This is a genomic window from Acinetobacter baumannii, assembly GCF_009759685.1.
Classification (GTDB): domain Bacteria; phylum Pseudomonadota; class Gammaproteobacteria; order Pseudomonadales; family Moraxellaceae; genus Acinetobacter; species Acinetobacter baumannii.
On record NZ_CP046654.1, the window covers coordinates 3,231,277 to 3,245,095 of the forward strand.

Here is a 13,819-nt window from a genome sequence, read left to right on the forward strand (position 1 = left end):
CAATATGAAGTTTAAACGTTCTCAAGTTGAAGACATTCATATCAATTTAACACCTATGATTGACTGTTTATTGTTCATTCTAGTGTTTTTATTGTTATCTACCACTTTTAATCAGCCAAGTCGCATCAATTTAACTTTACCAGATGCACAAGGTGTTCCACCAAAACAGTACGATCATAAAATTGAAGTCGTGGTAGACTCTAGCGGACATTACGCCGTGAATGGTCAGGCGCTATCTACCAAAGATATGGCTGATTTGAGCACTGCAATTAAGCAAATTGCTCAAGAGCGACGTGACTTTATGTTTATCATTGCTGCTGATGCAAAAGCGTCCCACCAGGATGTTATTCGTGTTATGGATGTAGCAGGACAACTCGGTTTTGTTAACATCAATATTAGTACCAAAGTTCCTTCTAGAGGTTTTTCTGAGTGAATCAAGATTTTAAGGTTTATTTGCGTCTCATATCCTATTTAAAACCTTATTGGGGCGTGGCCTTATTAGTTCTTATCGGGTTCGGTATGAACTCAGCAACGGAGGTTTCTGTTGCTAAGCTCATTAAATTTATTATTGATGCAATTCAAAATGCGAGTAGAGCGGATCTGGATTGGTTCCCTTTATTAATCATTTTATTGGTATTCTTCCGTGGCCTTGGCCTATTTATGGGGGGGTACTATACGGCTGTGATCTCGCGTAGTTTGGTTTTTAGTATTCGCCAAGAAGTTTATGCAAAACTTCTAAGACTGCCGGCTCAATATTATCTCGATAACTCTTCGGGTCATATTACTGCCAAAATTATGTATAACGTCGAGCAACTTACAGCTGCTTCATCTGAATCATTAAAAACCATTGTTCGAGATGGCATGATTACGTTGGGGTTGTTAGGTTATTTGTTCTATACCAATTGGCGTTTAACAATTTGTATTATGGTGTTCTTACCTGTAATTGGGATTTTGGTGCGTAAAGCTTCAAAAAGAATGCGCAAACTCTCGATGCAAGTTCAAGACACTATGGGTGATGTTAACCATGTAGTGCAAGAAAGTATTAATGGTAATGCAGTTGTTAAAAGTTTCGCTGGTGAAGAGTCAGAACAAGAGCGTTTCTATAAGTCATCGGAAGAAAACTTAAAACGTGGTTTAAAAATGGTGATTGTGCAAAACCTAAATAGTCCTGTTGTTCAAGTGGTAATGGCTTGTGCAATGGCTCTAATTGTATGGTTAGCATTAAGACCACAAATTTTAGGAAATACAACTGCTGGTGAGTTTGTTGCATATATTACGGCAGCAGGGTTACTTTCAAAGCCTGTTAAAAACTTGACAGATGTGAATGAAAAGTTACAGCGGGGTTTAGCAGCTGCACACTCAGTTTTTGAATTATTAGATTTACCTGAAGAGCAAAATAGTGGTGAACTTAAACCGCAGTTGCAAGGTGCAATTCGTTTTGACCATGTTGTACTTAACTATGCTGACGGTACGCAAGCGATTAAAGACTTTTCTTTAGATATTCGTCCAGGCGAAACTGTTGCATTGGTAGGGCGCTCTGGTGCTGGTAAAACTTCTTTAGTGAACATGTTGGTACGTTTCCAAGAAGTCTCAAGTGGTCAAATTTATTTAGATGATTTGCCAATACGTGATATTGAGCTTTCAAGTTTGCGTACACAAATTGCAATGGTAAATCAGCAAGTTGTTTTGTTTAACCGAACTGTACGTGAGAACATTGCTTATGGTCAGTTACATAATGCAAGTGATGAAGACGTAATAGCTGCAGCAAAGGCTGCTTATGCCCACGACTTTATTATGAACTTACCAAATGGCTACGATACTGTTTTGGGTGCTCAAGGTCTAAATTTATCGGGTGGTCAACGTCAACGTATTGCAATTGCTCGTGCAATTTTGAAAAATGCCCCAATTCTGATTTTGGATGAGGCGACAAGTGCGCTTGATAATGAATCTGAACACTTTATTCAACAAGCATTTGATGAAGCTATGCAAGATCGTACAACGATTGTGATTGCTCACCGTCTATCAACCATTGAAAATGCGGATCGTATTGTTGTGATGGACCGCGGACAAATTGTTGAACAAGGTACTCATCAAGAATTACTTGCTAAGCACGGTGCTTATTATCAATTACATCAGCGTAATTTTGAGGACCAATAAGTATGTCTTTAGCCCAGCTGATCCAAAATGCATGGAATAAGCAATCAAGTTGGTTGATTGTTTTACGTCCTTTGTCTTGCTTGTATCGTGCTGGGTTTTTACTAAATCGTGGTTTTTATAGTTCAGGCTTTAAAAAAGTTTATACCGCACCTGTGCCAGTCATGGTAATTGGCAATATTACGGTGGGGGGAAGTGGAAAAACGCCATTATTAATAGAGCTCGTCAATTATCTAAAGCAGCATAATGTAAAGGTAGGGGTAATTAGTAGAGGCTATGGTGGATCTGGCCCTTTTCCTATGTTGGTAACATCGGCCAGTCAAGCAGCTGAAGCAGGAGATGAACCTGCTTTGATTGTTCAGTCAACTGGCGTACCTATGGCAGTAGGACCCAATAGACAAGCTGCAATCGAGTTATTATTAGCATCGACTAAACTAGATTTAATTATTAGTGATGATGGGTTGCAACATTGGGCATTAGGTCGCCAAATAGAATGGATCGTACTTGATCAAAATCGTGGCCTTGGAAATAGAAAGTTATTACCAGAGGGATATTTACGTGAACCTGTGGAACGTTTAAAAACTAGTACGGTAATTGAGCATACTTTCACACCAACAACTACATTGCATATGCATCTTGATGCAGGGCAGCCTTACTTATTGAATCCTTCTTCGGCAACTGAATTATCATTCAATATTCAAAATAATTACCATGCAGTAGTCGGTATTGGTTTTCCTCAGCGCTTTTACCAAACACTTAAAGGTTTAGGGGTGAAACAATTTCAAGAGCATGCTTTTCGTGATCATCATGATTACAGTATTGATGACCTTCTATTTAATGATGACCAACCTATCATTACAACTGAAAAAGATGCAGTTAAGTTGTTACCATTACTTGAAAAGCATCCAGAATTTAAACGACCTATTTGGGTCGTGCCAGTTAAAGCTGTTTTGTCTACAGAGTGCTATCAGGTTTTAAATCAACAATTGCAAAAGCTTGATATTCAGATATCTTAGGAAGAAAAAATGAAACATATCGTCATTCCAGCACGCTTCTCAAGTTCGCGTTTGCCAGGTAAGCCATTGTTACTTATTCATGATCGCCCTATGATTTTACGAGTGGTGGATCAAGCAAAAAAAGTTGAAGGTTTCGATGACCTATGTGTAGCAACCGACGATGAACGTATCGCTGAAATATGTCGTGCAGAGGGCGTTGATGTTGTTTTAACAAGTGCAGACCATCCATCAGGAACAGATCGTTTAAGTGAAGTTGCTCGTATTAAAGGATGGGATGCTGATGACATTATTGTAAATGTACAAGGCGATGAGCCATTACTGCCAGCCCAGCTTGTTCAGCAAGTTGCAAAGCTTTTGGTTGATAAGCCAAACTGTTCAATGTCTACATTATGTGAGCCTATTCATGCGTTGGATGAATTTCAGCGTGATAGTATCGTAAAAGTAGTCATGTCTAAACAAAATGAAGCATTATATTTTAGTCGTGCAACTATTCCTTATGATCGAGATAGTGCTAAACAAGCTGAACCAACTTTACATAGCCAAGCATTTCGTCATTTAGGTTTATATGCTTATCGTGTGAGCTTATTACAAGAATATGTTACATGGGAAATGGGTAAACTTGAAAAGCTCGAGAGTCTTGAGCAATTGCGTGTTTTAGAAAATGGACACCGTATTGCTATTGCTGTAGCAGAAGCGAATTTACCACCAGGTGTTGACACTCAAGTAGATCTTGATCGTTTAAATAATATGCCTGTTGAGTCTTTTGAGTAAGCGTTAATTTAATGAATCAGAATGTGACTTCTAAGGTTTATCCGTGGCAACAGACAATGTGGGAAACGTTAACAACACGTTTTCCTAATATTGGGCATGGCTTATTATTTTATGGTAAACAAGGTTGTGGTAAACATGCTTTTGCTAAGCATTTCTTAGCGTGGGTACTTTGTTTAAATAAACAACCTCAAGGTGCTTGTGGTGAATGTAGTAGCTGTCAATGGTTAAAATCAGATACGCATCCAAACTATGTTCATATCACGACAGATGAAGAAAATAAAAAACAGAATGCAAAAATTAAAATAGAAAAAATTCGAGATTTATTGCCATTTGTACAACAAACTGGTGAGGGATGGCGTGTTGTTGTTATTGAGCCAGCTGAAGCTTTAAATCTTGCGTCATCAAATGCGCTGCTAAAAACCTTAGAAGAGCCAGGTGAACGCGTCGTTTTAATCTTGTTGGCCGATCATTATTTGAAATTACCGGCAACCATTCGAAGTCGCTTACAGCATTTTGCTTTAGACCGTATTTCATATACAGAAGCCACATCTTATCTAAATGAACATTTAGCGGAAACAGCATCTGTACCACCTGAATTATTGCTAGGCCTTTCTAATGATATGCCTTTGCAAGCAGTTGAAATTGCGACTAGTGATTGGTTTGCTAAAAGACAGTCTTTTTTAGAAGATTGGACTAAAGTTGTAAATCAAAAAAATATGCCTTTATTTTATTCGGCTAAATGGCAAAAAGAACTCAACTTTAGTGATTTTATGATGCTTCTCGAATACTTGTTAGGGGATTTAATTTGTGTCAAGCTCAATCAACCACAGAAAAATATAGATTTACAGTTCGATCAATTGGCGCAAAACTATAATTTAGAAAGTTTATTCAGTCTTTATGAGGAATTACAGCAATCTAAAAGATTGGTTGAACAGAATGTACAAACACAACTCATCATAGATCAACTTTTTATAAAATTAATGAACGTTTAAGGGGAAAACTAATGCAACCACAAATGGGTGGAATTATTCAGGTCAATATTCCAGATAGAGCAACATTACAAGCAAGTTATATGGGATATGTACAAGGTGGGGGCTTGTTTGTACCATCGAAGCAAAAAGTGAAGATGGGTCAGGAAATTTTTATTTTAGCTACGTTACCAGAACAATCACAAAAAATTCCTTTAACTGGTAAAGTAGTTTGGATTTCACATAAGCAAAGTGGATTTAAACCGCAAGGTTTCGCAATTCAATTGAGTGGTGATAAAGGAATTTACTATAAAGCTGAAGCTGAGCGGATTTTAGCTGGTAGTATGTCTTTAGATCGCCCAAGTTATACCATGTAAGCAGATAGGAAAGAACAGTGTTTGTTGATACCCATTGCCATTTAACAATGTTAGATTTAACGCCTTATAACGGTGATTTAGATCTCGCACTTGCTGCTGCGCGAGCAGAAGGTGTTTCTAAGTTTATGGCAATTTCAGTTGACCTTGATGATCATATTGCTTTAGCTGAAATCGCAAAGCGTCATGAAGATGTGGGGTATACGGTAGGCGTACATCCGTGTGAGGATGTTGATACTATGGCTCGAGCAACGACTGAGTATTTGACTGAATTGGCTCAATCAGAAAAGGTATGGGCTTTAGGTGAAACAGGTTTAGACTATTACCACAGCACTGACTTTATTAACGAGCAAAAAGATTGTTTTGCTCGTCATATTCAAGCCTCTAAAAATGTTAAAAAACCAGTAGTTGTTCATACACGTTCAGCAAAACATGATACGGTGGATATTATTCGAGCTGAACAATCTACACATGGTATTTTGCACTGTTTTACTGAGGACTGGGAAACAGCAAAAGCTGTATTGGACTGTGGTTACTATATTTCCTTTTCAGGAATTGTTTCATTTAAAAATGCTCAAGATCTACGAGATGTAGCCAAGCAAGTTCCTTTAGATCGGCTTTTGATTGAGACAGATAGCCCTTATTTGGCTCCAGTACCATATCGTGGTAAAACGAATGAACCAAAATATGTACCTTATGTAGCGAAAGCACTAAGTGAGGTATATGATAAGCCGGTTGAGGAAATTGCAAGAATCACCTCGCAGAATTTTGAAAATTTACTTAAAGCGATTTAACTTATAGAAACTATATAAAGAGAGTAATTGCGTGAAGATGGACCGTCAAGCTCAGTTCCGAGCAAGAGAAGCATTAATATTTCAAGTTGCGGAACAGTTGTTGTTAGAAAATGGCGAAGCCGGAATGACACTTGATGTGCTGGCTGCTGAGCTTGATTTGGCAAAAGGTACTTTGTACAAGCACTTTCAAAGTAAAGATGAATTGTACATGCTGTTAATTATTCGTAATGAGCGCATGTTACTGGAAATGGTTCAAGATACTGAAAAGGCTTTCCCAGAACATTTAGCTTTCTTTATGTTGCATCATTTGCACCATCCAGAAAGAACAGTGCTGTTTCACCAAATTGAAGAAAAGCTTTCAATTACTGCCCAAGGTGTGCACCATCTTTTTAATGAACTTTACCAAGTGAGAAAGCAGCGCTTACGTATTATTATTCGTATGACTGATCATTATTTAGAGTCAATCCAGAGTCATATGACTACACGAGATTACTTAGCTTCAATCTGGTCACTCACTCATGGAGCTGCTGCAATTCTGAATTCAAGCTTTTATCAACGTTATTTGGGTTCAAGAGATACTTTACGAGTAGCCTATATTGACCAGGCATTAGCCTTACCCAAACAAGCAGTTGAGCAGTACGCTTAATAGGTCGATATGAAATCGAATCTACCATTTCAATCACAAAAAGGCTTTACCCTCATAGAAGTGATGGTAGTCATTGTGATTATGACAATTATGACTTCTCTGGTTGTATTAAATATAGGTGGTGTCGACCAAAAAAAAGCAATGCAGGCGAGAGAGTTATTTTTACTCGATTTGCAGAAAATTAATAAAGAATCGCTCGATCAATCACGTGTATTGGCTTTAGAAACTCATGGTGAGAGAGATGTCTCACCATTTTCTTATGAACTTTATGAATATCACGATCAAAGCACTTTACAAGTACAAGATATAAAAAACCGTTGGCAGAAATATACTGAGTTTAAAACACGGCAACTTCCTGCCCATGTTTCTTTTTCAGTACAACCCTTGGATGACCAGAATTATTCTAAAGCTAAAAATACAGATTTGATTGGAGGACAAACGCCTCAACTCATCTGGTTTGGCAATGGAGAAGCTAAAACCGTTAAAATACAATTTTATTTAGAACAAAAACCGATTGGTTCGGAAATACAAATAGATCACTTGGGTAAAATAAATGAAATCTAAAGGCTTTACCCTCTTAGAAGTTATGGTTGCTTTGGCAATCTTTGCAGTCGCAGCTGTCGCTTTAACTAAAGTGGCAATGCAGTACACGCAGTCCACTTCAAATGCAATTTTGCGAACCAAAGCTCAATTTGTAGCAATGAATGAAGTTGCTATGATGGAGATTAATCAAGAATGGTTGCAAGGAACCCAGAGTAAGCAAGTAACTTCCCAAGGTGAAACTTGGCAAATTGATAAGTCAGCTCAATCTACTATTAGCCCGAATGTTCAAAAAATTGATTTACAAGTGAGTTTGTATGATCCGGATAAGGGAAAAGTACAAAATGGCATTACACATATGGTCTTTTTTAATTATCCAGTGAAAGCAAAATAATGATAAAAAATAAATATATTCACATCCGAAGCTTTGCTGCTCGCCTTGCAGCACGATCGAGCAGTGCTCGATTAACTCGTGCCTCAGGATTTACTTTGGTTGAATTGTTAGTCGCGATCGCTATCTTTGCGGTTTTATCTTTATTGGGGTGGAAAATTTTCGATTACTTGCTCAAAGTTCGTGATCGTAATGCCGAACATGAAGTGCATTTATTTGAATTACAAGATGCTTATCAACAAATTCTTCGTGATACTTTGCAGATTATCCCTTTATCCGCAAACCAAGGTGGGCAACTTCATCCAGCTTTAGAAATCGATAATCAAATTTTACGTTTTAGTAAAGCAGGCGTAACGGATCCTTTAAAACAAGGCTTATCACCATTTGAACGAATTGAATATCGTTATGATGCAGATCAAAAAAAACTATATCGTCTTAAATATACAAATTTAAATACTTCGAACAGAGAGCAACCTTTATCGAGTACTTTGTTAAGTCAAGTCGACCAATATCAGATTATGGTTTTGACTCCGCAAGAAGTCACAAAATGGCCCGAGGTTAATATTGATCCAACGAAACCTAATGAGTTAAAAAAACTACCGAAAGGGATAAAAATCCAACTTACAGTCGCTGGTGTAAATTATGAATGGATTTATAGCTTAAATCAGGGTGACTTATCGCTTTCACAGGAAGGTAATTCATAATGGCCGTTAGTTACAAACACCAACAGGGTGTCGCTTTACTGACAATACTTATTATGGTTGCCTTGGCTACAATTTTAGCGGCTTCTATTGCCAAGCATCAAAATAATACTATGGAAAATACAGCCTACTTAATACGCCAAAATCAATCTTTGCTTTATGCAAAAAGTGCAGAAGCCTTTTTTTCAGAATTATTAATTCAAGATGCAAATAATGCAGGTGGAGTAGATCATTTAAAAGAGACATGGGCACAACCTATGCCTCCGTTTCCTATTGAAGATGGTTTGGTATCCGGACGTTTGCTTGATGAGTCTGGTAAATTTAATTTAAATAATCTAACTAATGGGGAAGGCATTGTAAATGAAGATGCTAAAAGTTGGTTTGAACGTTTATTGGTACGTGTGGGATTACCAGCCGAATTAAGCCAAGCTGTGATTGATTGGCAAGATCGAAATGATGAGCCAACTGGGCCAATGGGGGCAGAAAGTAGTTATTATGAAGGTTTGGATCTAGGTTACATGGCTGCGAATACTAAATTCCACCGTATTGAAGAGTTAAAGCTAGTGAGAGGCTTTGATGGAAAAAAATTTGATCTAATTGCTCCATATATTTCTGCTTTACCAGAAAATTCGAAGTTAAATATTAATACTGCTTCGCCATTGGTTTTAGCAAGTATGGATGAAAAATTAGATATAGGAGCTATTGAAAAAGAATTGCAAACACGTCAACAAAATTTAAAGTTCTTCCAAAATATAGATGAATTATGGCAATTGAATGCTTTTTCAGCGGTTGATAGTCAAAAGAAAAATCAAGTAAATAGCCTTATTGATGTTAAATCCAGCTTCTTTCAAGCTCAGATTGAAGTTGTTCTAAATAATAGGAAGCGACAGTTTACTAGTGCTTTAATGAGAAAAGATAAACAAGTATATGTTTATTCAAGAAGCATGGCTCCATTTAACTAAATAAATTTATTGATATTTTTTCTGAGTCTGTAATACTTGAAACTTATTAATAAAAGGGATGAGGTCATACTTCTGTATAGACAGTATTTAAAGTAAAAATCAATATCTTCAAAATTTCTTCACATCTCTTATCATACTTTTTGCTAATTGTTTCTATTTGAAAAGTGGTGCGAAGTTTTTATCTTTTGCTTTATAATAATGTTCTTAGAAGGAATGATCGATTTGGCACATGTTAATTCGTAAGTTATTTAAGTTTGAAAATGCACACGTCGTACGTAACTGTACATCGGATCGTTGTAAGCGATCTATTCATGGGCATAGTTATAAAGTCGAGTTATTACTTAAAGCTTCGAAATTAGATCATGGACAAATGGTATATGATTTTGGGCTGTTAAAAGGCGTAATTAAGGACCTTTTCGATAGCTTTGATCATGCGATTTGTTTCTGGGAAAAAGATGATCCTCAATATATTGATGCTTGTAAGACTTTTAGCGCGCGTTGGATCTCTTTACCAGTTTCGCCATCTGCTGAGCAATTTTCTCGAATCTTCTTCTATTTAGCTCAGCAAGTATTACAATCTACTGTTACCCAAAATGGGGAAGGTGATGTTGAAGTCTATTCAGTGATTGTTCATGAAACCGATACAGGTTATGCCCAAAGTTTTCTTGAAGATATTCAAAATGAACAAATGGGGCTGTTAAACCTTGAGGGAATTATTTTTTCAGAACAAGTCCAATCCGAATGGGCTGATCCAAATATGTATGAAAATTTAAAACAAGGGATTAAGTTTCATAATCCGCATGTTAACTTACAAGTAGAAGTGTAAGTTAACTTCCTTTTGTTTGTAGAAATGAAAATTCATCTAGGATGACATTAATGCAATTAACTGAGCAACAGCAAGACAAACTCAGTAAAGTTCAATTAGAAGAAAGCTGGAAAAGATCATTAATTCCATTTTTACTGAGTCCTTATATGGATAGTTTAAGAGACTTTTTGTTTCAACAAAAACAGGCTCAAAAAATAATATATCCACCAAGTAAACAAATATTTAATGCTTTAAATATTACGCCGTTAGACCATGTGAAAGTCGTTATATTAGGACAAGATCCATATCATGGTCCAAATCAGGCAAATGGCTTAAGTTTCTCCGTTCAAAGAGGGGTTGCATTGCCACCATCTTTACGTAATATTTTTCATGAACTACATACAGATTTGGGTGTGCCGGTTTCTCGTCATGGTGATTTAACCAAATGGGCTGAGCAAGGCGTACTTTTATTAAACAGTGTACTTACTGTAGAAGCAGGGCAACCCACATCACATCAAAAACAAGGTTGGGAAGAGTTTACTGACGCAGTAATTGATGTTTTAAATGAACAACGTGAACACATTGTTTTTATTTTATGGGGTGCTTATGCACAACGTAAAGGACAACGTATAAATAGAGAAAAACACTTGGTTTTAACTGCTGCACATCCATCGCCACTTGCGGCTAATCGTGGTGGTTTCTTTGGATGTAAAGTGTTTTCCAAAACAAATCAATATTTGAAACAACATGGCATTGAGCCCATAGACTGGCAATTGGACGCATGATGAACTCTCCCAATGTAAATAGCTATCATCCGGATTTGGTAGTTGAAGAAGCGAAAAATGGTTGGCGTATTGTACGTTTGAATCGACCTAAATCATTACACGCTTTAGATGAATCAATCGTAACAGCTCTATTACGAGTATTTGAAGACTTCCGTGATGATGAGCAAGTAAAAGCAATTTGGTTGGACTCGACTACACCAAAAGCATTTTGTGCGGGTGGAGATGTACGCAAATTACGTCAGCTGGTAATTAATCAGGAAGTAGAAACCGCAAATAAATTTTTCCAGCAAGAATATGCTTTGGATTTATTGTTACATAACTATGCTAAACCGGTTGTTGTTTGGGGCGAAGGCTATGTAATGGGTGGTGGTTTAGGCTTGTTTATGGCTGCACCTTTCCGTTTGGTTACACCATATTCACGTTTGGCTATGCCTGAAATTAATATTGGTTTATACCCTGATGTTGGAGCAAGCCGTTTCCTTGCTGACCGTGGGCAAATTGGTTTATTTACTGGTTTGACAGGTTCTATTATGACGGCTGCTGGGGCATATAGCATTGGTTGGGCGACGCATATTTGTGAAGCACAACGTGATAATGTTCTACAGAAAGTACTCAATATTAATTGGGCTCACTATCCGGCAGGTGATTTCCGTGCGATCGATGATACTTTAAATAGTTTACATCGCCCGGTTGCCGCAGGGCCATTACAAAATTCGTTAGACGTTATACATAGTGTTTGCCGTGGTTCAAGCTTTGAACAAGACTATCAAGCGATCGTCAGCTTGCGAGATGCAAGCAGTGACTGGTTGCGTCAAGCGAGTGAAAACTTACAAAAGGGCTCACCTAGTACAGCAGCAATTACTTGGTTGTTATGGCAATGGGGTAAACAAGTTCATTCTTGGGATGAAGTTTTTGATTTAGAAGCGCAAATCTCTGAATGGAAAATTCGCCATCCTGACTTTGTGGAAGGTGTTCGCGCACGCTTAGTTGATAAAGATTTATCACCTGAATGGAAAGCATGTGAAGACCTTACATTACGAGGTATTTTGGCCGATGATCCACCGATCACGACGATTGATAGCTGGAATGCATTACTTAGACAATATGGTGTAGTGTCATAATCAATAATGTCTAAATTTAGTGATGAGTATTGGATGCAGCTTGCTTACGAGCAAGCTGAATTAGCAGCCGAGCAGGGGGAAATTCCTGTAGGAGCTGTAATCGTGAGTCAAAATAAGTTAATTGGAGCTGGTTTTAATGCTCCAATTGGTTTATCTGATCCTACAGCTCATGCAGAAATTCAAGCTATTCGTGCGGCTTGTGAGTCATTGAAAAATTATCGTTTACCTGAAGATGCGACTTTGTATGTTACGCTTGAGCCGTGCACAATGTGTGTGGGAGCATTAGTACATGCAAGAATTAAACATGTCGTATTTGGAACAACAGAACCTAAAGCTGGCTCACTCGTGAGTGCACGTCAATTATTAGAAAATGGTTATTACAACCATAAATTTACTTTTGAGCATGGATGTTTACATGAAAAATGTGCTCAACAGTTAAGTCTTTTTTTTAAGCAAAGACGTGAACAAAAGAAACAAGAGAAACAACAAAAAACGTCCTTAAATGATTAAAAAATGTCATGAGGTTATGGCACACTAACGCCGTTTCATTGACATGATTTATTTAAATAAGGAACTTTCATGCGTAATGTAATTACTATACAAAAAGAATTTAATGCTCCTCTTAGTGATGTCTTTAACCTGCTTTCTAAACATGCAGCTTACAACACTGCATTTGCTCCACTACAAGTTGTGCGTGTTAAAGATTCGGCAGATCCTGAAAGACCTGATGGAGTGGGTTCTGTTCGTCGTATGGGGTTTGGCGTGATTAAACCACTTAAAGAAGAAATCACGCATCTCGAAGAAAACAAACGTATTGAATATAAACTGATTGATAATCCTCTAGTGAAACACCATTTAGGTCGAATCGAGTTCTCAGAAATTACCCCTTATATTACTTTGGTTACGTATCGTATCGAATTAACCGCAAAAGCTCCTGTTGTAAGTAAATTAATTCTTGCACAGCTAAAACTAGCGATTACACTAGGCTTTTCGAGATTAGCTAAAGCATTTGCTTCTTCGTGAGAGTTCAATGACAGTTCAAATTATTACTATTGATGGTCCGAGTGGTTCGGGTAAAGGAACATTAGCGGCGAAACTTGCTGCGTATTATCAATTTCATTTACTTGATTCGGGTGCCTTATATCGTTTGTTAGGGTTGTCATTACATAAACATGATTTATTGGAAAAATTAGATAGCCATTTAGATGAGTGTGTTAACTATGCTCGTCAGCTTAATATTAAGTTTGAAACCTCGGCAGAGGGAACATTAGTTTTCCTCGATGGGGAAGATGTAACCCAAACTATCCGTACAGAGCGTGTTGGAGAATACGCATCTAAAGTTGCAGCAATACCAGAGCTCAGACAAGCACTTTTTGAGCGCCAAAGAGCATTTGCACAAACTCCGGGATTAGTTGCAGATGGTCGAGATATGGCAACATCAATTTTCCCGGAAGCTAATGCTAAAATTTATTTGACTGCTTCAGCTGAGTCGCGTGCTGAGCGAAGAGTAAAACAGTTGCAGGGTATGGGGCTAGATGCTAAAATAAACGACATTTTAGCTAATATACAAGCGCGTGACAAAAGAGATATGGAGCGAGAAGTAGCTCCTCTCAAGCCAGCCGCAGACGCTTATATTATTGATAGTTCGGAATTAACGATCGATCAAGTATTTAAGTTGATGGTTGATTACGTCAATAGCCGTACTGTTAGCAACTAAGATTATCAGTTGACGCATAGCTTGATCAGTCTATAAAGACTATGTTGATACTTAACTAAACCGGCCTTGTCTGA

Annotated in this window: 18 protein-coding genes; all 18 read left to right on the forward strand. The window is 37.6% G+C overall.

Translation table 11 applies throughout. The annotated features are described in order from the left end of the window. Positions 1-4: 4 nt before the first annotated feature. Complete coding sequence (locus tag GO593_RS15470) at positions 5-433, forward strand: ExbD/TolR family protein (RefSeq protein ID WP_000669683.1); 429 nt, start codon at positions 5-7, stop codon at positions 431-433. Beyond that, on the forward strand, positions 430-2,157 hold the full coding sequence (gene msbA, locus GO593_RS15475) for a lipid A export permease/ATP-binding protein MsbA (RefSeq protein WP_001070730.1): 1,728 nt from the start codon (positions 430-432) through the stop codon (positions 2,155-2,157). The genes GO593_RS15470 and msbA overlap by 4 nt, the downstream gene beginning before the upstream one ends. Positions 2,158-2,159: 2 nt before the next feature. Continuing rightward, a complete protein-coding gene (lpxK, locus tag GO593_RS15480; RefSeq protein ID WP_000050456.1) occupies positions 2,160-3,170 on the forward strand; it encodes a tetraacyldisaccharide 4'-kinase in 1,011 nt (336 codons plus the stop codon). Between the two features lie 9 nt (positions 3,171-3,179). Beyond that, entirely contained in the window at positions 3,180-3,941 is a 762-nt protein-coding gene (gene kdsB / locus GO593_RS15485) for a 3-deoxy-manno-octulosonate cytidylyltransferase (protein ID WP_000680698.1), read from the forward strand. A gap of 11 nt (positions 3,942-3,952) precedes the next feature. Next, complete coding sequence (locus tag GO593_RS15490; RefSeq protein WP_001075416.1) at positions 3,953-4,933, forward strand: DNA polymerase III subunit delta'; 981 nt, start codon at positions 3,953-3,955, stop codon at positions 4,931-4,933. 11 nt (positions 4,934-4,944) lie between these two features. Beyond that, positions 4,945-5,286, forward strand: a complete 342-nt coding sequence (locus GO593_RS15495; RefSeq protein WP_001183024.1) for a PilZ domain-containing protein — start codon at positions 4,945-4,947, stop codon at positions 5,284-5,286. Between the two features lie 17 nt (positions 5,287-5,303). Beyond that, positions 5,304-6,077, forward strand: coding sequence for a TatD family hydrolase (locus tag GO593_RS15500; RefSeq protein WP_000497298.1), 774 nt, complete (start codon positions 5,304-5,306; stop codon positions 6,075-6,077). A gap of 37 nt (positions 6,078-6,114) precedes the next feature. Continuing rightward, complete coding sequence (locus GO593_RS15505) at positions 6,115-6,723, forward strand: TetR/AcrR family transcriptional regulator (protein ID WP_000375838.1); 609 nt, start codon at positions 6,115-6,117, stop codon at positions 6,721-6,723. Between the two features lie 9 nt (positions 6,724-6,732). Next, positions 6,733-7,287 carry a type II secretion system protein gene (locus GO593_RS15510; RefSeq protein WP_000841370.1) on the forward strand — a complete coding sequence of 185 codons (555 nt, stop codon included), beginning with the start codon at positions 6,733-6,735 and terminating at the stop codon, positions 7,285-7,287. Next, positions 7,277-7,657, forward strand: a complete 381-nt coding sequence (gspI, locus tag GO593_RS15515; RefSeq protein WP_000836911.1) for a type II secretion system minor pseudopilin GspI — start codon at positions 7,277-7,279, stop codon at positions 7,655-7,657. Before GO593_RS15510 ends, gspI begins: the two co-directional genes overlap by 11 nt. Next, positions 7,657-8,358, forward strand: coding sequence for a type II secretion system minor pseudopilin GspJ (gene gspJ, locus GO593_RS15520; protein ID WP_000594572.1), 702 nt, complete (start codon positions 7,657-7,659; stop codon positions 8,356-8,358). Before gspI ends, gspJ begins: the two co-directional genes overlap by 1 nt. Then, a complete protein-coding gene (gspK, locus tag GO593_RS15525) occupies positions 8,358-9,317 on the forward strand; it encodes a type II secretion system minor pseudopilin GspK (protein WP_000301461.1) in 960 nt (319 codons plus the stop codon). Before gspJ ends, gspK begins: the two co-directional genes overlap by 1 nt. 229 nt (positions 9,318-9,546) lie before the next feature. Further along, the gene (locus GO593_RS15530; protein WP_000908453.1) at positions 9,547-10,143 is read left to right on the forward strand and encodes a 6-pyruvoyl trahydropterin synthase family protein; all 597 of its coding nucleotides are present in this window, start codon (positions 9,547-9,549) and stop codon (positions 10,141-10,143) included. A gap of 50 nt (positions 10,144-10,193) precedes the next feature. Further along, positions 10,194-10,907, forward strand: coding sequence for a uracil-DNA glycosylase (ung, locus tag GO593_RS15535; protein WP_001177525.1), 714 nt, complete (start codon positions 10,194-10,196; stop codon positions 10,905-10,907). After that, a complete protein-coding gene (locus tag GO593_RS15540; RefSeq protein WP_001983908.1) occupies positions 10,904-12,028 on the forward strand; it encodes an enoyl-CoA hydratase/isomerase family protein in 1,125 nt (374 codons plus the stop codon). The genes ung and GO593_RS15540 overlap by 4 nt, the downstream gene beginning before the upstream one ends. Positions 12,029-12,034: 6 nt before the next feature. After that, positions 12,035-12,538 carry a tRNA adenosine(34) deaminase TadA gene (tadA, locus tag GO593_RS15545; RefSeq protein ID WP_000033177.1) on the forward strand — a complete coding sequence of 168 codons (504 nt, stop codon included), beginning with the start codon at positions 12,035-12,037 and terminating at the stop codon, positions 12,536-12,538. 69 nt (positions 12,539-12,607) lie between these two features. Continuing rightward, a complete protein-coding gene (locus GO593_RS15550; protein WP_001246675.1) occupies positions 12,608-13,051 on the forward strand; it encodes an SRPBCC family protein in 444 nt (147 codons plus the stop codon). A 7-nt stretch (positions 13,052-13,058) separates the two neighbouring features. After that, positions 13,059-13,745: a (d)CMP kinase gene (gene cmk, locus GO593_RS15555; RefSeq protein ID WP_000218018.1), complete on the forward strand. Its 687-nt coding sequence runs from the start codon at positions 13,059-13,061 to the stop codon at positions 13,743-13,745. Positions 13,746-13,819 lie beyond the last annotated feature (74 nt).